Here is a 21,758-nt window from a genome sequence, read left to right as displayed (position 1 = left end):
GGTCGCGCGATTGGATGTCTTTGGACTGCGCATTACTTCCCGATACTAGAAATACAGAAAAACCCGCTTGCTAGCAGGTTAATCCTCTTCCTTGCCCTTATTGCGCAGTGCTCGGTGGATTTCACGTCCAGCGTCGCGCTCTTTTTCGCTGTGGCGTTTGTCGAAGGCTTTTTTGCCTTTGCCGAGGGCGATTTCGCACTTAATCAGGTGTTTTTTCCAATACAGTGCCAAGGCAACACAGGCGTAGCCTTTTTGTTGTACTGCGCCGAATAATTTTCCCAATTCGCGTTTACTGAGCAGGAGTTTGAGGCTGCGCGTGGGGTCTGCATAGACGTGGCTGCTGGCGCTGGCAAGCGGCGTGATATGGCAGCCTAAAAGCCAAGCCTCACCGTCTTTTAGCAGGACGTAACTGTCGACCAATTGCGCTTTGCCCGCGCGCAGGCTTTTGACTTCCCAACCGGACAGCACCAATCCCGCCTCAACGCGCTGCTCAATAAAATAGTCGTGCTGCGCTTTTTTATTCAGCGCGATAGTGCCTTTGGCGGCTTTTTTCGGTTTACTCATGGGGCGCGAAGTATAGACAGTTGCCGCAATACTGGCGATAGCTTGAGCGGTTCTTACAAATAATTGAAAATACGCGGCTCTTTTGGCTTTTATGGGCGCGATGGGTCGTGCCGCTATTGGGATTACCGCATGAGCTGCCATATTCAGCGCTCGGCTTTGCTGCCTTATTCAGCGCAGTCGATGTATGAGTTGGTCAATGATGTCGCGCACTACAGTGACTTTTTGCCTTGGTGCGAAGCGGGCGAGGTGCTCGAAGTGAGCCAAACCCACATGCTGGCGCGGCTTAAGCTGGGCAAAGGGATTATTCGTCAGCAGTTCGTCACGCGCAATGCGCTGGTGCCAGGCGAGCGCATTGAGATGAATTTGGCCGAAGGACCCTTTAAAAAGCTGCACGGTTTATGGCTGTTTACCCCGCTTGGCGAGGCGGCTTGCAAAATCAGCCTGGATCTTTCCTTTGATTATTCCGGCGCACTGGTTAAGGCGAGTTTGGGGCCTTTGTTTAATCAATTGGCCGCGTCCATGGTGGATGCGTTTTGCGCCCGTGCAAGGGCATTATTTGGCGCGGTTGATGGTATCGGTTGAAGTGGTCTACGCCGCGCCCAATCAGCAGGTAATATGCCGGCTAGCGATGAAAGAGGGCAGCAGCGCACGACAAGCGGCGCTAGCCTCAGGGCTTGCGGCCAAGTTTCCCGAGCTTGATTTATCCTGCTGCGCTTTGGGCATTTTCGGCAAACGGTTGAAAAACCCCGAAGCGCATGTTTTGCAAGAAGGCGAGCGGGTAGAAATTTACCGCCCGCTGCGGCTTGACCCGAAAGAAATACGCCGCAGACGCGCGGCAAAAGCCGCTTAAAGTTGACCGGGCTGTTGCTGCTGTATGGGCTTGGCAGCGTCCAGCTCGTGCTGGATTTGTTCTTCCAGCGAACCAGGTGGCGGCGCACCGGGTTCCATCGAGCGATTATCGGAAAACTGTAACGAGGGCTTTTCTGTGTTTTCTGTGGCAGGCGGCTGTTGGCTGACCAGCGGCGTTTCTTGCGCAGCAGGCTCTGGCTCGCCGGGTAGCTCAGCACTATTGTCTGTTATGGGTGGTGCGGTGATGGATTCTGCATTAGCCTGTGTTCCCAAAATGGCCTCATCACGTGTTTTTCCGGGTTTTAGCCGAAAGTCACCGGAAACGGCGATTAACTGGTCGCCATCGTTAAAGTACAGGCTCATGCGTTTTTGGCTTTTTTCGCCTGAACCGGTTTGCAGGCTGTACAGATAATCCCAGCGTCTGGCATGAAAGGTATCGGTAATCAGCGGATTGCCCATAATGTAGCGCACTTGCGCTTTGGACATTCCGGGTCTTAATTCGTCTATCATATCCTGCGTGACAACATTACCTTGCTGGATGTCGATTTTGTAGACGCCGGGGAAGCAGCCTGCTAAAACAATGACTGCGGTCAGGGTAAGGCTGGTCAACAAGTGCTTGGTGTTTAACATTCAAGATTTCCGCTAACTTTTTACCGGGCAAACAAGGTGCGGATAATACCCGCATCGCACCTCGTGTAGAAGTAACGCTTATAGAGAAGACAACACATGGTTGAAAATAACGAACTGCGCAAAGTCGGCCTTAAAGTCACTTTGCCGCGCATCAAGATACTGCAAATGCTCGATACTCACGAGCAGCGGCACATGAGCGCCGAGGATGTCTACAAGGCGCTGATGGAGGCCGGTGAAGATGTCGGGCTTGCCACAGTCTACCGCGTACTGACGCAGTTTGAGACGGCGGGTTTGGTGCGCAGGCACAATTTTGATGGCGGCCACGCGGTGTTTGAACTGGCCGACAGCGAGCACCACGACCATATGGTCTGTGTCGATAACGGCGAGATTATCGAGTTCTACGATGCCGAAATCGAAGAGCGCAAAAAGGAAGTGGTGCGCCAGCAAGGTTATGAATTGGTCGGCCATAACCTTGTGCTCTATGTGCGCAAAAAAGATAGCTGATTTTTGGGTCTGAACAGGTCTGCTTTGGCAGACCCGTTTCTGTGCGCATTTAGCCTTGCACATTCGCCAGCATTTTGTGGGCGTGGGCGAGGGATTCGGCGGTAATCTCAACGCCGCCCAGCATGCGCGCGATTTCTTGATGACGGCCTTTGTTGTCCAGCGCCAGCACGGCGGTTTGCGTGCTCTGTGCGTCGCTGCGTTTTTCGACCAATAGATGCTGATGCCCCTGCGCGGCCACTTGTGCCAGATGGGTGACGACCAACACTTGCCCGCGGCTGCCCAACTGGCGCAGTAGCTGGCCGACCACTTCAGCGGTTGGCCCGCCGATGCCGACATCGACTTCGTCAAAAATCAGCGTGGGCACGCGCGAGGTCTGCGCGGCAATCACCTGAATGGCCAGACTAATCCGTGACAATTCGCCGCCGGAGGCCACTTTTATCAGTGGCCTTGGCGCACTGCCCGGGTTGGCGCTGACCAAAAATTCCACCTGCTCCTGCCCGCCCGCGTGCGGTTCAGTGTGCTCGCGCAGGTGCAGCGCAATTACAAAGCGCCCACCCTGCATACCCAGGCGCTGCATTTGCGCTTCTACGGCGGCCGATAGACGGGCGGCGGCTTCCTCACGCTGTGCGCTTAACTCGCCGGCCTGTTGTTGATAGCTTTGCAGCGCAGCGGTTAAGGCTTCATCCAGTTCGCCAAGGGTTTGCTCATCGGCGCTGATGCTGGCAAGTTCCGCCGCCAATTGCTGATGATGACGATGCAGTTCGGAAGGCTGCACGCGGTGCTTGCGGGCGAGGCTGTAGACGCTGCTGATGCGCTCTTCAAGAAACTGCGCGCGCTCGGGGTCGTTGTCGAAATGGTCGATAAAGCGCTGCGCCGATGAGACCGCCTCCTCAATTTGGATTTGGGCGCTTTCCAGCAGTTCGCAGACTTCGCCCAAGGCTTCGGGTAAGGGGGCGCAACTGGTTAAGCGATGCAGGCTGCCCGATAACGCAGCTAGCAGATGGCCGCCGTCAGCTTCGCTTAAGGCAAGCACTTCGGCGCAGCTTGAGAGTAAATCGGCTGCGCCGGAGAGGGTTTGATGCTCCTGTTCAAGCTGCTCCCATTCGCCTTCGGCCAAGGCGAGCAGGTCCAGCTCTTCCAATTGATAGCGTAAAAGCTGCTGGCGCGCGCGTTGTTCGTCGTCCGCCTGGCTTAAGCGATTGAGCTGGCTGCGCAGTTGCTGGCATTGCTGCGCACTGCGTTGCACGCTTTTAGCGAGATCGGTACTGCCGGCGAAGTTATCCAGCAAGCGACGCTGGGTTTCGCTTTGCAACAGCGATTGGTGCTCGTGTTGACTGTGAATGTCGAGCAGCAATTCACCGAGCGCCTTAAGGTCGCTTAACGGGCAGGGCGTGCCGTTGATATAGCCGCGCGAGCGGCCTTCACTGCTGACCACACGGCGTAACAGGCACAGACCGTCTTGTTCCAGGTCGCGCTGCGAAAGCCAGCTTGCGGCTTCTGGGCTTTGGCTTAAGTCAAAAGCGGCCAGAATATCGGCCTTGTCCGTACCCGGGCGCACTGCATTACCATCGGCGCGGTCACCCAAGGCCAGCCCCAGCGCATCGAGCATGATGGATTTGCCCGCGCCGGTCTCGCCGGTAATCACCGTCATACCGGCAGCAAGTTCAAGGTCAAGCTGTGAAACCAAGGCGTAGTTACGGATGGACAGTTGCAGCAGCATAAAAAACTCCTGTGGATGGCTAGGGTCTGTTCCCGCCTCAAACGCGAGCCGTGCTGCTGCTCAAAATTTCGCCAGACTAGGCGCAGCATGCAGCCAATGTGTACAACCTTGGCAAATGCTGCAACAACGTATGGCGAAATTTTGGGCGCAGCCCGAAGGGACGGGCCAGATTTTGTGCGCCGCTGTGTTGCTCGTCGTTCATTTGCATGAGCAAATTTCTCTTCTCGCGCCTTGCTGCGCGCAAAATCTGGCTCCGTCGCGGCCACGTTTGAGGCGGGAACAGACCCTTGTCTTTTACCGCATGCGCCCTGCTGCCGACAAGACACCTTGAAACGACGTAAACCATCCCCATATAGCCGCGTAACGATGAGCACAGGTTTTTAGGAGGATAAGGTGGCTGACGAACAGAACTTGAATGTGTCGCAGGAAGACAGCGTTCCCCCCGCGCCCGAGGCAGAAGTGATCGACTGGCAAGCACAGGCCGAGGCCTTGCAAGAGCAACTCGCCGCCGCGCAAGACCAGGCGCTGCGCACCGCCGCTGATTTGCAAAATCTGCGTCGTCGCGCCGAGCAGGACGTAGAAAAGGCGCACAAATTTGCTTTGGAGCGCTTTGCTGGCGATTTGCTGGCGGTAGTGGATAGTCTGGAACGCGGCCTTGAGCTTACCGACATCGAAAGCGAAGCGTACAAAGCCATGCGCGAAGGCATGGAGTTAACGCTCAAACTGTTGCTCGATACCTTAAAGCGCCATCAAATTGAGCCGGTTGACCCGCACGGCGCACCGTTCGACCCGCAGCAGCACCAAGCCATGACCACCGAGGAAAGCGCCGAAGTTGAGCCCAATACGGTGCTTCGCGTATTCCAAAAAGGCTATCTGCTGAATGGCCGTTTGCTGAGACCGGCCATGGTCGTGGTCAGTAAATAACTTGAAAAAATCGCAATCTGCCCCATTTAACTGGGCAGATCAGTTGCAAAGCGCTACCCAATCCTAAGTTCGGAGAGTATTTAAAATGGGCAAAATTATTGGTATCGACCTTGGCACCACCAACTCCTGCGTGTCCGTGCTGGAAAACGGCAGCGCCAAGGTGATTGAAAACGCTGAAGGCGGGCGTACCACACCGTCGATTATCGCCTACACCGGCGACGGTGAAATCCTCGTCGGCCAGTCTGCCAAACGCCAGGCGGTAACCAATCCGCATGACACCTTGTATGCCGTTAAACGTCTGATTGGCCGCCGTTTTGATGAAGATGTCGTGCAAAAAGACATCAAAATGGTGCCCTACAAAATCACCAAGGCGAACAACGGGGATGCCTGGGTCGAAGCCAAAGGGCAAAAAATGGCGCCGCCGCAGATTTCTGCCGAAGTGCTGAAAAAAATGAAAAAAACCGCCGAGGACTATCTGGGCGAGACGGTCAGCGAAGCGGTGATTACCGTTCCGGCCTACTTTAACGACAGCCAGCGTCAAGCGACCAAGGATGCCGGGCGCATTGCAGGTCTTGAAGTTAAACGCATCATCAACGAGCCCACTGCTGCCGCGCTCGCCTACGGTATGGACAAAGCCAAGGGCGACCACACCATCATTGTCTATGACTTGGGCGGCGGTACCTTTGACGTATCGGTGATTGAAATTGCCGAAGTGGACGGCGAGCATCAATTTGAAGTGCTGGCGACCAATGGCGATACCTTCCTGGGCGGTGAAGACTTTGACTTGCGCCTGATTGACTACCTTGTTGACAGCTTTAAAAAAGACAGCGGGATTGACTTAAAAGGCGACCCGCTCGCCATGCAGCGCTTAAAAGAAGCGGCTGAAAAAGCCAAAATCGAGCTGTCTTCCAGCCAACAGACTGATGTCAACCTGCCTTATATCACCGCCGATGCTTCAGGGCCTAAGCACCTTAACTTGAAAATCTCCCGCGCCAAGCTGGAGGCTCTGGTTGAGGACTTGGTCGCCCGCACCATTGAGCCTTGCCGTATCGCGCTAAAAGACGCAGGTTTAGAGGCTTCCGGCATTCACGACGTGATTCTGGTCGGCGGGCAAACGCGCATGCCGCTGGTGCAGCAAAAAGTTGCTGAATTTTTCGGCAAAGAGCCGCGCAAAGACGTCAACCCCGATGAAGCGGTGGCAATGGGCGCGGCTATTCAGGGCGCGGTGCTTTCCGGTGAGGTGAAAGACGTACTGTTGCTCGACGTGACCCCGCTGACCTTGGGCATCGAAACCATGGGCGGCGTGATGACCCCGCTGATTGAGAAAAACACCACCATCCCGACCAAGAAGACGCAGACCTTCTCTACCGCGGATGACAACCAAACAGCCGTCACCATCCACGTGTTGCAAGGCGAGCGCAAACAAGCGGCGCAGAATAAATCGCTGGAAAAATTTGATTTGGCCGACATTCCGCCCGCCCCGCGTGGTGTGCCGCAAATTGAAGTGACCTTTGACATTGATGCCAACGGCATTTTGCACGTGTCCGCTAAAGACAAGGCGACCGGCAAGCAGCAATCCATCGTGATCAAGGCCAACTCGGGGCTTTCCGATGACGAAATCGAGCGCATGGTGCGCGATGCCGAAGCCAACGCCGAAGAAGACCGCAAGTTTGAAGAGCTGATAGCCGTGCGCAACCAAGGCGATGCACTGGTGCACGCCACGCGCAAAATGTTGACCGAAGCGGGCGATAAGGCCAGCGCCGAAGACAAAGCCGCCGTGGAAAAAGCACTGGCTGATTTGGAGGCGGCCGTTAAAGGCGACGACAAAGCCGCCATTGAAGCCGCCGTTGCGGCGCTTTCTGCCGCCAGCAGCCCGCTGGCGCAGAAGTTATACGAAAGCAAAGCGCAAGAAGGTGCACAGGAAACGCCGAAAGGCGCGGATGATGTCGTCGATGCGGAATTTGAAGAGGTTAAAGACAACAAGTAACGCCTGCGCTTCTCCTTAGCCCGCTTTTGCCAGCGGGCAAGGGAAGCAAACGCCTTCCCATTTATGGGAGAGGGTAAAAAGACGCGAGCGCATGGGTGCTCGCGTTTTTAGTCTTTAAAAACCGTGAAATTAAAGAGCGCAATCCGGCATGGCCAAACGTGACTATTACGAAGTACTCGGGGTAAACAAAGGCGCGAGCGAAGCGGAGCTAAAAAAAGCCTACCGCCGTCTTGCCATGAAATACCACCCGGACAGAAATCCCGGGGACAAAGCCGCTGAGGAAAAGTTCAAAGAAGCGTCCGAAGCTTACGAAGTGCTTACCGATGCAGAAAAACGCACGCGTTATGACCAATACGGCCATGCCGGGGTTGATCCTAATATGGCAGGCGGTGCGGACGGCGGCTTTGGCGCGGGCGGCTTTTCCGACATCTTCGGTGACATGTTCTCCGATTTATTTTCCGCCGGGCGCGGTGGTTCATCGCGTCGTCGTGGCACCGATTTGCAATACCGGCTGGTGCTTGATTTGGAGCAAGCCGTTCACGGCCATAAAACCACCATCCACATCCCGCTACAGGTGGCCTGCAAAACCTGCAACGGCAGCGGTGCCAAACCGGGCACCAGCCCGATCACTTGCAGCACCTGTAACGGCAGCGGTCAAGTGCGTATGCAGCAAGGCTTTTTTGCCCTGCAGCAAACCTGCCCGCGCTGCGGCGGCACGGGAAAAATCATTCCCGAACCTTGCACCAGTTGCCACGGCAGCGGCCAGGTCGAGGAAGAAAAAAGCCTATCGGTCACCATTCCAGCAGGCGTGGACAGCGGCACGCGCATTCGCTTAACCGGCGAAGGCGAGGCGGGCGGCGATTTATACGTCGTTATCCAGGTACGCGAGCACCCGATTTTCCAGCGCGACGGTGCGGATTTGTACTGCGAAGTGCCGGTCAATTTTGCCGAGGCTGCGCTGGGCGGTGAACTGGAAGTGCCGACGTTAAACGGACGGGTCAAACTGAAAATCCCCGAAGGCAGCCAGAGCGGCAAGTTGTTCCGCCTGCGCGGCAAAGGCGTAATGCCCTACGGGCGCAGCACGGCGGGCGATTTAATGTGCCGCATTGTGGTGGAAACCCCGGTCAAACTGACCAAACGCCAGCGCGAACTGCTTGAAGAGTTCCGCAGCACACTCAGCGGCAACCAAAGCCACTCGCCCAAAGCCAGCGGCTGGTTTGAAGGGATGAAGCGGTTTTTTGGCGACAGTTAAATGCCCTCGCAGCCTCTGCGGAAATGCATAAATGGGAGAGGGTAGGCTGCATTTTGGGATTGTCCGTGCGCGCTTTAATCCGCTCCGTCATCGCTAAACAAATCTATCTCAACCGATTTGCTGCTGATTTGCTGCTTCTCCACAGGCTTTACATGCGGTGGAACTTAGCGTAGCGCTGCCTGGTTGGCACCTCAAAAGAGCGTCCCCAGTAACAAAAAGCCCCGCTTTGAGCAGGGCTTTAAGGACAACATGAAAAAGCAGGAAATGGGTCAGATGATTTATTTCATCAGCACAGCACGCAGTACGAAACCCAGGATAGTACCTACAACGCCAAACACTCCAAGCATGGCCAAGGTCAGCCGGATAATCAATTTGTTACCTAGAGCTTCCATGTCTTTGCGCAGACCCGTTTCAAGATTTGTCATGTCCTTGCGCAGCCCTGTTTCAAGATTTACCAGCTTGCCATTAAGGCGCTCTTCAACAGCTTACATGTCTTTACGCAGGCCTGTTTCAAGATTTACCAGCTTGCCATTAAGGCGCTCTTCGACAGCTTCCATGTCTTTACGCAGGCCTGTTTCAAGATTTGTCAGCTTGCCATTGAGCCGCTCTTCAACAGCTCCTAAGTCTTTACGCAGAAGCTCAATTTTATGCTCTGTCTTGCTATCTTGTTCTTTTGCTGTACGAGCGCTGATTTCTTGCTGCTCTTTAGCTTGGGTAGCCAGGACCGCTTTATGCGAGCGCCACACGAGCTTGACAAAAGCACGCGCATGGTTGTGCTCAATGCCTTCTTTTTCCAACGCTTCAATATGCTCAGCCGTATCAAACGCCGCCGCAGCCATAACCAACCCCTTTTCCATTTTCCGCAATGCCTTTCAAATTTGCATGAGTCCAACCAAAAACACAAGCCAGTAAATATATGCTTTGCTTGGATATTATAAAAACTGTTAAAACCCCTTGCCCGCTTATAGGGAAGGGAGAGAGCAAGCCATGAACGCCGAAAAATTCACCCGCCAACCCATTACCGCGATCCACCCGCTAACTGCCAATTTATTTAGCTTTCGTACTGAACGTGACGCGGCATTTCGTTTTCAAGCCGGACAATTTGCCCGTCTTGGCGTACAGAAGGCAGACGGCAGCTTGGTTTGGCGCGCTTATTCGATGGTTTCTGCGCCGCACGATGAGTTTTTGGAGTTTTTCTCCATTGTCGTACCGAACGGCGAGTTTACCGGCGAGCTTTCGCGTCTGCGTCTGGGCGATCATTTACTGATTGATAAGCAAGCCTTTGGCTTTTTAACGCTAAACCGTTTCGCAGACGGCGAAGATTTATGGTTGCTTGCTACCGGTACCGGCCTTGCGCCGTTTTTATCGATTTTGCAGGATTTTGAAGTCTGGCAACGTTTTAACCGCATTGTGCTGGTTTATAGCGTGCGCGAGGCTGCGGAACTTGCTTATCAGCCGATGATTGCAGATCTTGCGCGGCGCGATTATCTTGCTGAATACGCAAGCAAACTGCGCTATATCCCGATCATTACCCGCGAGCACCATAGCGGCACATTGCATCAGCGCATCCCGGTGTTGCTTAAAAGCGGCGAGTTAGAACAAGCGGCGGGTTTTGCACTGTCAGCCGAACAGTCAAGATTGATGCTCTGCGGCAATCCTAAGATGGTCGAAGACTGCCGCGCCGTATTAAAAGAGCGTGGCATGCGTCTGGCTTTAACACGCAAACCTGGGCAGATTGCGGTAGAAAATTACTGGTGATTCGGCGGCAGCGGCGCACTCAGCAATTCGGTTAATTGCGCCTCACTTTGTGCAAAATCGACCCGTTCACTAAGCGATTGGCGCAGATAGCCTTCCATCTGCGGTGCGCGGGTGATGGCCAGATCCGTTTGAGCGTCCCCGGAGCTGTATGCGCCGATGCTGATCAGGTCGCGGCTTTGTTGCCAGCGCGACCAAAGGGCGCGAAAGCGTTGGCTTTTTGCCAGTTGTTCGGCGCTGACCACTTGCGGCATGACGCGGCTGATGGAGGCTTCGATATCGATGGCCGGATACAGCCCTTCTTCGGCCAATTGGCGCGACAGCACAAAGTGGCCGTCGAGAATGCCTCGCGCGGCATCGGCAATCGGGTCTTGCGGGTCGTCGCCTTCGCTTAGCACGGTATAAAAAGCCGTGATGGAGCCGCCGCCTGCCTGCGCGTTACCGGCGCGTTCGACCAGCGCCGGCAGTTTGGCGAAAACGGACGGCGGATAGCCGCGGGTGGCCGGTGGCTCGCCCACCGCCAAGGCAATTTCGCGCTGCGCCTGCGCGTAGCGGGTTAAGGAGTCCATCAGCAGCAGTACGTGTTTGCCTTTGTCGCGCCAATATTCGGCAACGCGCGTGCAGTACATGGCGGCGCGTAGACGCAAAAGCGGTGCGTCGTCGGCCGGCGAGGCAATCACCACGGCGCGTTTCATGCCCTCCTCACCCAAAATTTGCTCAATAAATTCAGCGACTTCGCGTCCGCGTTCGCCAATCAAACCCACTACCACAATGTCGGCCTCGGTAAAGCGCGTCATCATGCCGAGCAGTACCGATTTACCCACACCGGTTCCGGCGAATAGCCCCAGCCGCTGGCCTCGTCCGACGGTTAACAGGCCGTTAATGCTGCGAATGCCGACATCCAGCGGCTGGCGGATGGGGCAGCGCTCTAGCGGGTTGATGACCTCGCCCTGCATGGGTATCCAGTCATCGGCGCGCATGCGGCCTTTGTTATCAAGCGCTTTGCCGGTGCCGTCGAGCACCCGACCTAACATGCTGCGCCCCATCGGCAGACGATCGCCGCCAGCAATCGGCACGACCCGAGCGCCTGGCGCAATACCGGCGAGAGGCCCGACCGGCATTAAAAATACGCGCTCGCCACAAAAACCGACGACTTCGGCTTCCACCCGGGCGGAGTGAAAGCGCTCGTCATTGATGATTTGGCAGCGGTTGCCAAGTGCGGCTCTTAATCCCAAGGCTTCCAGTAATAGACCCACCGAGCGCAGCAAGCGGCCTTCGACGCCAGGTTGCTCTGGCAGATGCAGGCTGCTTTGGTAGGCGTTTAGGCGTTTGCGCAAGCTAATTCGGTTAAGTTGCATCGCTTGCCCAAGGCTTCCCTTCCTCATTGATGGGGGAGAGGCTAATAGATAAATCGGTAGCAGGCGGATGCAGGCGTTGTTCGCGTTGCCTTTCGGCGATCTGCGCAAAGGCTTGTTCCAGCCTGGCTTCAATAGTGGCGTCAATGCGGCTGTGCTGGCTTTCCAGACGAAAACCGCCGGGCAATAAATCCGGGTCTTCGCAGATTCGCCAGTGTTCGTTGTGGTGGTCACGAAAGGCTTTAACGGCGGCAAAATCTTGTGCACTGACCCAAAGATGAAGATTGTCCGCACCGATGGGCAGCAGGGATAGCGCCTCGCGCAGCAGCGGCAGGATTTGACTGGAATCCATTTTGAGTTCACGGCGAATCACCGCTTTGCTCAGTTGTTGCAATAAATCCAGCAGGGCGTTTTCAATCTGCTGATCTTGTTCGGCAATCGGCTCAAACAGCGCTTGCATCAAGCTTTGCAGGCTGCTTAGGCGGCTATTCAGCGCCTGCTCTGCTTGTTCCTTGGCTTTTTGCTCGCCTTGCGCAAAACCCTCGCGTTCACCTTGGGTAAAACCTTCTTGATAGGCTTTATCACGCAGCGCTTGCAGTGCTTGCTCGTCGATAACCGGGGCTTTGACCGCTTCTTCGCGCGCGTCTTGGTCACTGATAAGCGCGGTTTCAGCTACGCAAAACTGTGGCAGCGACCAAGACGAAAACGGCTTTGCATCACGCGCGGGGATGGGGGCGAGCGAGTCTTTGAATGCGGACATGACGGCGCGTTACAGCATCTGTTCGGCACCCGCGCCGCCCAGGGTGATTTCTCCAGCATCGGCCATACGGCGGGCAATGGCGACGATTTCTTTTTGCGCCGCTTGCACTTCGGACAGGCGCACTGGGCCGTTGGCGGCGAGGTCTTCACGCAACAGTTCGGCGGCGCGGCGCGACATGTTGTTAAAGATTTTGCCCTTGACCGCCTCATCTGCGCCGCGCAGCGCAATCAGCAGGGTTTGTGGCGGCACTTCGCGCAGCAGTGTTTGAATGCCACGGTCGTCGGCATCGGCGAGGTTGTCGAAGACGAACATTAAATCTTCGAGCTGGGTGTACAGGCTGTTATCGGTCTGGCGCAGGGTATCGAGCAGTTCACTTTCTAAGGAACTGTCCAGACAATTGAGGATATTGGCCGCGCGTTTTACTCCGCCCAAGTGGGTGCGCGAGTTGCCGCTGCTGCCGGCGAACTGTTTTTCCAAAATCTGATTGAGTTCTTTAAGCGCCGTCGGCTGCACGGTCGAGAGCGAGGCGACGCGCTGGATAATATCGAGCCGTACTTTGCTATCGAGATGGCTTAACACTTCGCTCGCTTGGTCGGGGTCAAGATAAGCCACCACAATGGCCTGAATTTGCGGGTGCTCAAAACGAATCACATCGGCTACTGCGCGCGCTTCCATCCATTTAAGGCTGTCCAGCCCGCTGGTATTGCCGCCAATCAAGATGCGGTCAATCAGATTTCCGGCTTTATCTTCGCCCAAGGCTTGGGTCAGCATGCTACGGATGTAATCGTCCGTGCCCAGACCTAAGCTGGTGTGGTCGTTGACGGTATCGATAAATTCAGCGACCACCGCCTCGACCTGTTCGCGGCGCACATTGGCAAGCTGCGCCATGCACAGGCCCACACGCTGCACCTCTTTGGCATCGAGCTGGCGCAGTACGGCGGCCGCATCGGATTCGCCCAAGGACAGCAGCAAAATGGCCGCTTTGTCGATACCGGGCAGGGAGAGTTCCATCATTTAAGGGTTCATCCAGAGTTTGACCACTTGCGCCACGCGGCCGGGGTCATCGGCGACCAGATCGCGAATGGCATCGAGCTGTGCGTTAAAGCCTTCCGTTGCGCCGGGCAGGCGTAGCGGTTTTTCCGCTTTCGGGCTGGGCAGGGCGAGTGGCTCGGCTTCGGGCAACTCACCTTCCAGCGGCTCGCTTTGGTTATCCAGCAGCGCGAGTGCTTTGGACGAACCCGCAGGTTTAAGTAACGGGCGCAGCAGGCCGAATATCAATATCAACAGCACGAGCAGGGCGAGCGCCGGTTTGCCCAATTGCCAGAACCAAGGTTGTTGGTAAAAGGCTATTTCTGGCAGAGGCTCTTCGGCCATGGCGTTAAAGGGTGCGTTGATCACCTGAACCTGATCGCCTCTGGCCGCATCAAAACCTACCGCGCTCTGTACCAGTTCAGTCAATTGCGAAAGCTCTTGGCTTGTCCAGGGCGTTGCGACTAATTCACCTTCGGCGTTTGCCTTCATCTGATGGTCAACCACCAGCGCGACAGAAAGGCGCTTAAGCTGCCCTACGGGTTGCTTGCTGTGCTGGATTTTTCGGTCGAGTTCAAAATTGCGCGTAGCCTGCTCGCGCGTATCAGCAGGGAAGGGCGCGAGCATCGGTTGGCCGCTTTGCGGGTCTTTGATTTGTTCACCGTAGGCATCGACCAGCGGCTGTCCGGCGGCAATCGGCCCGCCTGCGGTGGTCGCGGTGGCGGTCGCTTGCTGCGGGGCGCGGCCTTCAGCCGGCGGCTGATTGGACAGCGCCCCCGGCACGCCTTGCGGCGGCTGGCTGCTTTGCCGCTGTTCGCTGACTTTTTGCTCGCTGCGCAGCGCAGGGGCTGTGGGATTAAAGGTCTCGGAAGTTAATTCTTGAGCGCTAAAGTCAATATCCGCCGTCACCTGTGCCTGAAAACGCTCCATCCCCAGAACCGGCGCGAGCAGGTTATCCAAGCGCTGCTGCAGTGTGGATTCGAGTTTTCGCGTGTAATCGAGTTGTTTGCCGGCCTGTGTTAATTCCGATAATTCCTGCTGGTCGGAGAGTAATCGCCCTTTGTTATCGACCACCGCCACTTGCGCGCTTTCCATTTCCGGCACGCTGGCGGCGACCAGATTAACGATGGCGAGCACTTGTCCGGCTTCTAAACTGCGCCCGGGGTAAAGTTCGACCAGCACCGAGGCGCTGGGCTTTCGCGCATCACGCACAAACACGGCGGTTTTCGGAATTCCAAGGTGCACCCGCGCCTGCTTGACCCCGTTGACTGCGGCAATGGTGCGCGCCAGTTCGCCTTCCAGACCACGGCGATAGTTGGTCTGCTCCATAAACTGGCTGCTGCCCAGGCCCTGTTCGCGGTCGAGCAGTTCAAAGCCGATGCTGGCATCTTGTGGGGCGATATTGGCTTTCGCCAAGGCCAGTCGTGCGCGTGCCAGGTCTTCACTTTTAACCAAGAGCGCGCCGGAATCAGGCTCCAGATGAAAATCAATGCCGGCATTGCCTAAGGTTTCGCTGACTTGCTCGGCATTAACACCGGCGAGCGAAGCCAAAAGCGGGCGGTACTGCGCTTGCTGCGACCACAGCACCAGCGCAAGGCCAATCGCCACACTGGCCGAGAGTCCCACCAGCAGACCCAGTTGGCGCAGCAGGCTGGCCTCACTTAAGTGCTGTAAAAAGGTAAGACCAAACAGCGGTTTTTGGGGTTTTTCCTCGCCCATCTCGGGCAGCATTTCACTAACTACGCTCATATCAAATCGGCATTTGCATAATGTCTTGGTACGCCTGCACCAATTTGTTGCGAACTTGGGTCAACGCGGCAAAAGAGACATTGGCTTTTTGCATGGCAATCATCACGTCGCTCAAGTCGGTATCGCTTTGGCCGATTTCAAAGGCATTGGCAATCTCGCGCGCCGCCTGCTGCTGAGCAGAGGCTTTATCGAGCATATCGCCGAATAACTTGGTAAAGCGGGCGTCTTCGGAAGGCGCAGCAAAAGCGCCTGCACCACTGGCTGCGTTTTGCAGCGCGTGCATCTGCGACAGTAAAGAACTCGCTTCAATCGTTTGGCTCATTAAAACCCCTGCATTTATGTGGTTTTTTTGACGCATGGCAACTACAGGCAAGAGGTTTGGCAAATGCTGTGCCAAGTTTTAAAGAGGCTCTGGGCATGGCGCTCTTTGCGCTACAATCGGCATTTTTATTCGCCGGGATAAGCTCATGGTACAAAGCATGACCGCCTTCGCCAGCGCCACGCGCACCGGCAGCTTCGGTACCTTAAGCTGGGATTTGCGCTCGCTTAATCATCGTTATCTGGAAGTGCAACTGCGTTTGCCGGAAGTGCTGCGCAGTATTGAGGCGCTCTTGCGCGAATCACTAAGGCAAAATCTGCTGCGGGGCAAGGTCGATGGCAGCTTGCGTTTGGATGAGAGCGGCGCTGACAGCAGTTTGCAAATTGATGGCAAACGCGCCGATGAGTTGATCGCTGTCGCTCGCGAAATTGCCGGCCGCTGTCAGCAGGCCGCGCCCATTGACCCACTGCAAGTCCTTGCTTGGCCGGGCGTGCTGAAAACGCGCAGTCAGCATCCGCGAATACTGACCGAGGCCGCATTGGCCGCCTTCGAGCAAGCACTCGCCGAACTGCAAGAAACCCGCGCGCGCGAAGGGGCAGCCCTGGTTCGCCTGCTCGATGAGCGTCTTGATGCGATTGAGACGGAAGTGGCCAAGTTGCGTGAATGCCTTCCGCAGATGCTCTATGACTGGCGACAAAAAGCCAGAGAGCGCTTAAACGAGCTGCAAATCAGCATCGATCATGAACGGCTGGAGCAGGAACTGGCGCTGCTCGCCGTTAAATCCGATGCGAGTGAAGAGCTAGACCGGTTGAGCATTCATACCCAGGAAATACGCCGCGTGCTGCATGGCACCGGTGCGGTCGGCAGAAAGCTCGACTTTTTATTGCAAGAGCTCAACCGTGAGGCCAACACCTTGGCGGCCAAAGCCTTCGACCCGCGCAGCAGCCAGACGGCGGTGAACCTTAAAGTGCTTATCGAGCAGATACGCGAACAAGTGCAAAACATTGAATAAGCTTAAATGAGTTAAGGAAACCTTATGAGCCATCTCTATATTATTTCCGCCCCGTCCGGCGCAGGTAAAACCTCGCTGGTCGCAGCCTTGGTACGCGAATGGCCGGATGTGCAGGTTTGCATCTCGCACACCACCAGGGCCATCCGCCCGGGTGAACAGGACGGCGTTAATTATCACTTTTGCAGCCTGGAAACCTTCGTCGCCATGCAAGGGCGCGGCGAATTTTTGGAAAGCGCCGAAGTGTTCGGCAATTATTACGGCACTTCGCAGCAAAGCGTGCAGCAGATGCTGGATAAAGGCTTGGACGTGGTGCTGGAAATCGACTGGCAGGGCGCGCAACAAGTGCGGCGTTTAATGCCCGAATCGCGTTCGATTTTTATCCTGCCGCCCAGCCGCGCCGCCTTGTTTGAGCGATTGACCACTCGCGGGCAGGACAGCCAAGACACCATCAATCGGCGCATGCAGTCGGCAAGGCTGGAGATAAGCCATTACTGCGAATACGACTATCTGCTGGTCAACGATGACTTTGCCGAGGCGCTGGCTGCACTAAAAGCCATTATTGGCGCAGGTCGCAGCGAGCAAAAGCCGATGCAAAGCCGTTTGCAACCCCTGCTGAACGAATTGTTGGAAGACTAACCATGCTGGACTATCGAGCGCCTGCTGATCTGCTTAAAGACCGCGTGATTTTGATCACGGGTGCCGGTCGTGGCATTGGCGCACAAGCGGCGAAAACCTTTGCCGCACATGGCGCTTGCGTGCTGCTGCTGGGTAAAACAGAAGAAAACCTTAATCAGGTTTACGACCAAATCGAAGCCGCCGGACATCTGCTGCCGGTGGTTATCCCGTTTAATCTGGAAACCGCCGCTCCGCACCAATACGACGAACTGGCCGCAATGGTGGAAAGCCACTTCGGCCGCCTCGACGGCCTGCTGCACAACGCCGCCATCGTCGGCCCGCGCACCCCGTTGCAGCAGCTTAGTGGCGAGCACTTTATGCGCGTGATGCAAGTCAACGTCAGCGCCGCTTTTATGTTGACCCATGCATTGCTGCCGCTGCTGCTGCTGTCAAAAGATGCCTCGGTACTTTTTACCAGCAGCAGCGTAGGGCGCAAAGGTCGCGCTTACTGGGGCGCTTACGGTGTTTCCAAATTCGCTTGCGAAGGACTGATGCAGACGCTGGCGGATGAACTGGACGGCATCAGTAATGTCCGCAGCAACAGCCTCAACCCCGGCGCAACCCGCACCGCCATGCGTGCCCACGCCTATCCAGCGGAAAACCCGGAAAACCTGCCAACCCCCGAAGACATCATGCCCGCCTACCTCTATCTGATGGGACCAGATAGCCAAGGCATTAACGGGCAAGCCTTTAATGCGCAGCAGCCTTAAATCGCCCATTTTCCTGTTGCGGTAGATTTTTTCTTGCCAAAGCGCCAGTGACTGGTGGATAATACGCGCCGCTGCGCCGAAGCAAAGACAAAAAATCTTTTTATATCAATGATATAAAAATGATTAAAGGTGCTTTAAGGTAAAGCAAAGAGGCCGGGTGGCAGAGTGGTCATGCAGCGGATTGCAAATCCGTCCACGCCGGTTCGATTCCGACCTCGGCCTCCAATTATTTTTAATAAAAACAATGATTTAATAGATTGATATGGCCTATTTTGTCAAATCGTTTTTTCGTAACACATCTCTATCAAAACGTTTAGCGTGCGGCCTGCACGGCTGTTAGTGCGATGGTGTAGATAATGTCATCCACCAATGCGCCGCGTGACAGGTCGTTGACCGGTTTGCGCAGTCCTTGCAGCATCGGGCCGACCGACAGGCAGTTGGCGCTGCGCTGTACCGCTTTGTAGGTGGTATTGCCGGTATTTAAGTCGGGGAAGATAAACACCGTGGCGCGTCCGGCGACTTTGCTGTTCGGTGCTTTTTGCTGGCCGACGCTGGCAATGGCGGCGGCATCGTACTGCAACGGGCCGTCAATCAGCAGGTCGGGACGGGCCGCACGGGCGAGCTCGGTGGCCTTGCGCACTTTTTCCACATCCGCACCGCTGCCGGAATGACCGGTGGAATAGCTGAGCATGGCCACGCGCGGTTCAATGCCAAAAGCGGCGGCGGATTCGGCGCTGAGCAGAGCGATTTCGGCGAGTTCTTCGGCCGAAGGGTCGGGATTGACCGCGCAGTCGCCGTAGACCACCACTTGGTCGGGCAGCAGCATAAAAAAGACCGAGGAAACCAGCGCAATGCCGGGCGCGGTTTTTAGCAGTTGCAGGGCAGGGCGGATGGTATTGGCGGTGGTGTGCGCGGCGCCGGAAACCAGACCATCGACATCATCTTGCGCCAGCATCATGGTGCCCAGCGTGACCAGATCATCCAGTTGCGCGCGCGCCATCGGTGCGTTGAGCGACTTGCTTTTGCGCAGTTCGACCATTGGCGCTACGTAGTTTTCACGGATTAAATCCGGGTCGAGGATTTCAAGGTCTGCCGGTAAATCAATGCCTTGAGCGCGGGCGACGGCTTCGACCTCTTCGCGCTTGGCGAGCAGTACGCAGCGGGCAATGCCGCGTGCCTGACAAATCGCTGCCGCCTGCACGGTGCGCGGCTCGCTGCCTTCCGGTAGCACAATGCGCTTGCCCGCCGCTTGCGCACGTTTGACCAGTTGCCAGCGAAAAGCGGGCGGCGACAGGCGTACCTCACGTGGCTGCCCGCAACGTGCGCGCAGCCAATCGCCATCGAGATATTCGGCGACAAAATCGGCGACTTTCTCTGCACGTTCGCGGTCATCTATCGGAATTTCTCGGCTTAATCGATTGAGATTGGTCGCCGTGTCATAGGCTCCCGTCTGTACGGAAAGCACCGGCAGTCCGGCCTGCAATGCGCCGCGGCACAGTTCCATAATCCGCGCATCCGGCGGCAAATCACTACACAGGAGCAGCCCTGCGAGCGGCACGCCGTTCATCGCGGCAAGGCTGGCGGCAATAATAATGTCGGCTCTATCACCGGAAGTGACTATCAGCACGCCGGGTTTAAGCAGATGCACGGTATTGGCGACCGCGCGGGTGCAGAGCACGATTTTTTGCATGCGCCTATGGTGAAAATCCCCGGCATTGATCACCCGCGCGCCCAGCAAATCCGCTACATCGCTGGTGCGCGGCGCGTTCAGTTCGGCCTGCCAGGGAATACAGCCTAAAAGGCGCAGTCCGCCGTTTTTCAGCAGCGGCGCGTGATGTACGGTAAAAGCCGCCGGCTCGCGGACTTTGTTAAGAATCAAGCCAAGCAGCTCGGGGTCATTGGGACCTGCAAAAAGCTGCGCGAGAATCTCAATGCGCTCAAGCAGCTCACTGGAAGGCTCGTCTTCGGCGGCGGAGACCAAAATCACTCCGGCATCCAAACTTTTCGCCAGATGAAAATTCACCCGCGAGGCGTAGCTGGATTGGCGGTTTTGTACCATGCCTTCGACAATCACTACGTCCTTATCCCGTGCCGCTTCCTGATACAGGCTGACGATTTGCTCCAGCAGATGATCCAGAGCGCCATCGGCGAGCAGTTTTTCCACCTCGGCGCGTTGCAGCGGCTGCGGCGAACTTAGCCCGTGCGTGCGCGCTATCAATTCACTGGCGCGCGAAGGGCCGGGCTTTTCACGGCGCACCTGGGCTATCGGTTTGAGATAACCCACGCGCAAACCGGCACGCTCCAACGCACCCACTAAACCTAAGCTGATAGAGGTCAGGCCAACGCCAAAATCCGTTGGCGCGAGGAAAAAAGTCTGCATAACCGATGTCCCGAAAGCCTTTGGCGAAAACCGTGCAGAATAACGGCAAGCGGCAGACTTTGCAGTAAATCGTCTAAACTTTGCGCCCTTTATTTCCTGCAAAGGCCCGTTATGAGCCAGATCCCCGCGCTGCTTGATTTCTTGGATCACTCGCCTACGCCTTTTCACGCCTGTGCCAATATGGTGCAGCGGCTGCAAAGAGCCGGTTTTATCCTGCTGGACGAACGCGAGGCTTGGCAGATTGAGGCGGGCGGGTGTTACTGCATCACCCGCAATGATTCGTCGCTGATTGCCGTACAGCTTGGGCAGCGCCCTGCATTGCAAAGCGGGCTGCGGCTGGTAGGGGCGCATACCGATAGCCCTTGTTTGCGTGTTAAACCAAGTGCTGTGATCAACCGCCACGGCTTTTGCCAACTGGGCGTTGAAGTCTACGGCGGTGCCCTGCTTGCGCCTTGGTTTGACCGCGACCTGTCACTGGCCGGGCGGGTGACTTTTGAGCTAAGCGGCAAAGTTCAAAGCCGTTTAATTGACTTTAAACGCCCGCTGGCGGTTATCCCCAATTTGGCTATTCACTTAAACCGCCAAGCCAATCAAGGCTGGCCGATTAACGCGCAAACCGAACTTTCGCCCATCCTCGCTTTGGCAGGTGACAACCCCTTGGATTTATCTGCCTTATTAACGCAGCAGCTGGCCGCAGAGCAGGGGATTGAATCCGCTCAAATACTGGCCTTTGAGCTGAGTTTTTATGACACGCAAAAAGCCGCACAAATCGGCCTTAACGGCGAATTTATCGCAAGCGCAAGGCTCGATAATCTGCTGTCTTGTTTTGCTGGATTAGAGGCATTACTGGCCGCAAAGACAAGCGGGCAACATTGCGTGTTGGTCTGCACTGACCATGAAGAAGTCGGCTCCGCTTCGGCCTGTGGCGCGGATGGGCCTTTTTTGGAACAAGTGCTGCGCCGTCTATGGGCGCAAAATGAGGCACAATTTGCGCAAATTCTGCAACAATCGTTGCTGATTTCCGCCGACAACGCCCACGGCCTGCACCCCAACTACGCCGATAAACACGACGGCAACCACGCCCCCATGCTGGGCGCAGGACCGGTTATCAAAATCAACAGCAACCAACGCTACGCCACGAACAGCGAAACGGCAGGCTTTTTCCGTCACCTGTGCCAACGCGAAGCGGTACCGCTGCAAAACTTCGTCAGCCGCAGCGACCTAGGCTGCGGCTCGACCATCGGCCCTATCACCGCCAGCCGCCTGGGGGTGCGAACATTGGATATTGGCCTGCCCACCTTTGCCATGCACTCCATCCGCGAACTGGCCGACAGCCGCGACCTTGGCTTTTTAATCCAAGCGCTAAAAGCGTTTTTTGCTTGTGATCAAGTGCTGTAGGCAAAAGATAAGTAGATAGGCAAATCAGAGCAGCCCAAAATGCTCTATAAATTCTTTAAGTTATTGATTTTATGATAATATTTGGTGCCCAGGAGAAGCACCAAAATAAATTATAAAATCAATAGCTTAGATAGTTTGTCGGGGCTTTTTTGGGGCTTACTCAATTTTAGCCTGCACACATTACGC

Annotated in this window: 22 protein-coding genes and 1 tRNA gene; 12 read left to right on the top strand and 11 right to left on the bottom strand. The window is 56.0% G+C overall.

All coding sequences use genetic code 11. The annotated features are described in order from the left end of the window. Window positions 1-78 precede the first annotated feature (78 nt). The gene (gene smpB, locus AXE65_RS02915) at window positions 79-564 is read right to left on the bottom strand and encodes an SsrA-binding protein SmpB (protein WP_068387840.1); all 486 of its coding nucleotides are present in this window, start codon (window positions 562-564) and stop codon (window positions 79-81) included. 129 nt (window positions 565-693) lie between these two features. Here smpB and AXE65_RS02910 point away from each other — a divergent pair, with 129 nt between their 5' ends. Next, window positions 694-1,146 carry a type II toxin-antitoxin system RatA family toxin gene (locus AXE65_RS02910; protein WP_068387996.1) on the top strand — a complete coding sequence of 151 codons (453 nt, stop codon included), beginning with the start codon at window positions 694-696 and terminating at the stop codon, window positions 1,144-1,146. Next, on the top strand, window positions 1,121-1,414 hold the full coding sequence (locus AXE65_RS02905) for an RnfH family protein (protein WP_193393232.1): 294 nt from the start codon (window positions 1,121-1,123) through the stop codon (window positions 1,412-1,414). Before AXE65_RS02910 ends, AXE65_RS02905 begins: the two co-directional genes overlap by 26 nt. On the opposite strand, the gene AXE65_RS02900 is transcribed toward AXE65_RS02905, so the two are convergent. Further along, window positions 1,411-2,043, bottom strand: a complete 633-nt coding sequence (locus AXE65_RS02900; protein ID WP_068387834.1) for an outer membrane protein assembly factor BamE — start codon at window positions 2,041-2,043, stop codon at window positions 1,411-1,413. The two genes, AXE65_RS02905 and AXE65_RS02900, sit on opposite strands and share 4 nt — an antisense overlap. A gap of 96 nt (window positions 2,044-2,139) precedes the next feature. On the opposite strand from AXE65_RS02900, the gene fur reads away from it, so the two are divergent. Beyond that, a complete protein-coding gene (fur, locus tag AXE65_RS02895) occupies window positions 2,140-2,547 on the top strand; it encodes a ferric iron uptake transcriptional regulator (protein WP_068387832.1) in 408 nt (135 codons plus the stop codon). 49 nt (window positions 2,548-2,596) lie between these two features. Here fur and recN read toward each other — a convergent pair whose 3' ends face one another. Continuing rightward, window positions 2,597-4,267, bottom strand: coding sequence for a DNA repair protein RecN (gene recN, locus AXE65_RS02890; RefSeq protein ID WP_068387829.1), 1,671 nt, complete (start codon window positions 4,265-4,267; stop codon window positions 2,597-2,599). Between the two features lie 393 nt (window positions 4,268-4,660). On the opposite strand from recN, the gene grpE reads away from it, so the two are divergent. The 3 genes from grpE to dnaJ all read left to right on the top strand — a co-directional run bounded on the left by grpE (window position 4,661) and on the right by dnaJ (window position 8,430). Further along, entirely contained in the window at window positions 4,661-5,191 is a 531-nt protein-coding gene (gene grpE / locus AXE65_RS02880; protein WP_068387824.1) for a nucleotide exchange factor GrpE, read from the top strand. Window positions 5,192-5,276: 85 nt separating this feature from the next. Then, window positions 5,277-7,178, top strand: coding sequence for a molecular chaperone DnaK (dnaK, locus tag AXE65_RS02875; RefSeq protein WP_068387822.1), 1,902 nt, complete (start codon window positions 5,277-5,279; stop codon window positions 7,176-7,178). Window positions 7,179-7,326: 148 nt separating this feature from the next. After that, window positions 7,327-8,430 (top strand): molecular chaperone DnaJ, encoded by a 1,104-nt coding sequence (dnaJ, locus tag AXE65_RS02870; RefSeq protein WP_068387819.1) that lies wholly within the window; start codon window positions 7,327-7,329, stop codon window positions 8,428-8,430. 278 nt (window positions 8,431-8,708) lie between these two features. On the opposite strand, the gene AXE65_RS13740 is transcribed toward dnaJ, so the two are convergent. After that, window positions 8,709-8,855: a hypothetical protein gene (locus AXE65_RS13740; protein ID WP_160330583.1), complete on the bottom strand. Its 147-nt coding sequence runs from the start codon at window positions 8,853-8,855 to the stop codon at window positions 8,709-8,711. Window positions 8,856-8,915: 60 nt separating this feature from the next. After that, a complete protein-coding gene (locus AXE65_RS02865) occupies window positions 8,916-9,287 on the bottom strand; it encodes a hypothetical protein (RefSeq protein ID WP_068387816.1) in 372 nt (123 codons plus the stop codon). 130 nt (window positions 9,288-9,417) lie between these two features. On the opposite strand from AXE65_RS02865, the gene AXE65_RS02860 reads away from it, so the two are divergent. Beyond that, entirely contained in the window at window positions 9,418-10,188 is a 771-nt protein-coding gene (locus tag AXE65_RS02860; protein ID WP_068387813.1) for a ferredoxin--NADP reductase, read from the top strand. Here the strand turns inward: AXE65_RS02860 and fliI are convergent. Genes fliI through fliE form a run of 5 tightly spaced genes read right to left on the bottom strand, consistent with a single transcriptional unit; the run spans window position 10,179 to window position 15,400 of the window. Then, complete coding sequence (gene fliI, locus AXE65_RS02855; RefSeq protein ID WP_068387810.1) at window positions 10,179-11,543, bottom strand: flagellar protein export ATPase FliI; 1,365 nt, start codon at window positions 11,541-11,543, stop codon at window positions 10,179-10,181. The two genes, AXE65_RS02860 and fliI, sit on opposite strands and share 10 nt — an antisense overlap. Then, the gene (locus AXE65_RS02850) at window positions 11,533-12,300 is read right to left on the bottom strand and encodes a flagellar assembly protein FliH (RefSeq protein WP_068387807.1); all 768 of its coding nucleotides are present in this window, start codon (window positions 12,298-12,300) and stop codon (window positions 11,533-11,535) included. Before AXE65_RS02850 ends, fliI begins: the two co-directional genes overlap by 11 nt. A 9-nt stretch (window positions 12,301-12,309) precedes the next feature. Beyond that, on the bottom strand, window positions 12,310-13,314 hold the full coding sequence (gene fliG, locus AXE65_RS02845) for a flagellar motor switch protein FliG (RefSeq protein ID WP_068387804.1): 1,005 nt from the start codon (window positions 13,312-13,314) through the stop codon (window positions 12,310-12,312). Further along, window positions 13,315-15,078 carry a flagellar basal-body MS-ring/collar protein FliF gene (gene fliF, locus AXE65_RS02840; protein WP_068387801.1) on the bottom strand — a complete coding sequence of 588 codons (1,764 nt, stop codon included), beginning with the start codon at window positions 15,076-15,078 and terminating at the stop codon, window positions 13,315-13,317. Window position 15,079: 1 nt separating this feature from the next. Further along, window positions 15,080-15,400, bottom strand: a complete 321-nt coding sequence (fliE, locus tag AXE65_RS02835; RefSeq protein ID WP_068387797.1) for a flagellar hook-basal body complex protein FliE — start codon at window positions 15,398-15,400, stop codon at window positions 15,080-15,082. Window positions 15,401-15,545: 145 nt separating this feature from the next. Here fliE and AXE65_RS02830 point away from each other — a divergent pair, with 145 nt between their 5' ends. From AXE65_RS02830 to AXE65_RS02815, 4 genes are all read left to right on the top strand, one after another. Continuing rightward, window positions 15,546-16,409 carry a YicC/YloC family endoribonuclease gene (locus tag AXE65_RS02830; protein ID WP_068387794.1) on the top strand — a complete coding sequence of 288 codons (864 nt, stop codon included), beginning with the start codon at window positions 15,546-15,548 and terminating at the stop codon, window positions 16,407-16,409. A gap of 24 nt (window positions 16,410-16,433) precedes the next feature. Then, on the top strand, window positions 16,434-17,045 hold the full coding sequence (gmk, locus tag AXE65_RS02825) for a guanylate kinase (protein ID WP_068387791.1): 612 nt from the start codon (window positions 16,434-16,436) through the stop codon (window positions 17,043-17,045). Between the two features lie 2 nt (window positions 17,046-17,047). Then, window positions 17,048-17,794, top strand: a complete 747-nt coding sequence (locus AXE65_RS02820; protein WP_068387788.1) for a YciK family oxidoreductase — start codon at window positions 17,048-17,050, stop codon at window positions 17,792-17,794. Window positions 17,795-17,945: 151 nt separating this feature from the next. Beyond that, window positions 17,946-18,019, top strand: a tRNA-Cys gene (locus AXE65_RS02815). Between the two features lie 88 nt (window positions 18,020-18,107). Here AXE65_RS02815 and pta read toward each other — a convergent pair. Continuing rightward, complete coding sequence (gene pta, locus AXE65_RS02810) at window positions 18,108-20,174, bottom strand: phosphate acetyltransferase (protein ID WP_068387785.1); 2,067 nt, start codon at window positions 20,172-20,174, stop codon at window positions 18,108-18,110. Between the two features lie 111 nt (window positions 20,175-20,285). Between pta and AXE65_RS02805 the strand changes: the two genes are divergently transcribed. Next, window positions 20,286-21,572, top strand: coding sequence for a M18 family aminopeptidase (locus AXE65_RS02805; protein WP_068387781.1), 1,287 nt, complete (start codon window positions 20,286-20,288; stop codon window positions 21,570-21,572). The last annotated feature ends 186 nt before the right edge of the window (window positions 21,573-21,758 follow it).

Origin of the sequence: Ventosimonas gracilis (assembly GCF_001580025.1) — a bacterium.
Classification (GTDB): domain Bacteria; phylum Pseudomonadota; class Gammaproteobacteria; order Pseudomonadales; family Pseudomonadaceae; genus Ventosimonas; species Ventosimonas gracilis.
Note: the sequence above shows the minus strand (reverse complement) of the source record. Positions and strands in the feature narration are given on the sequence as shown.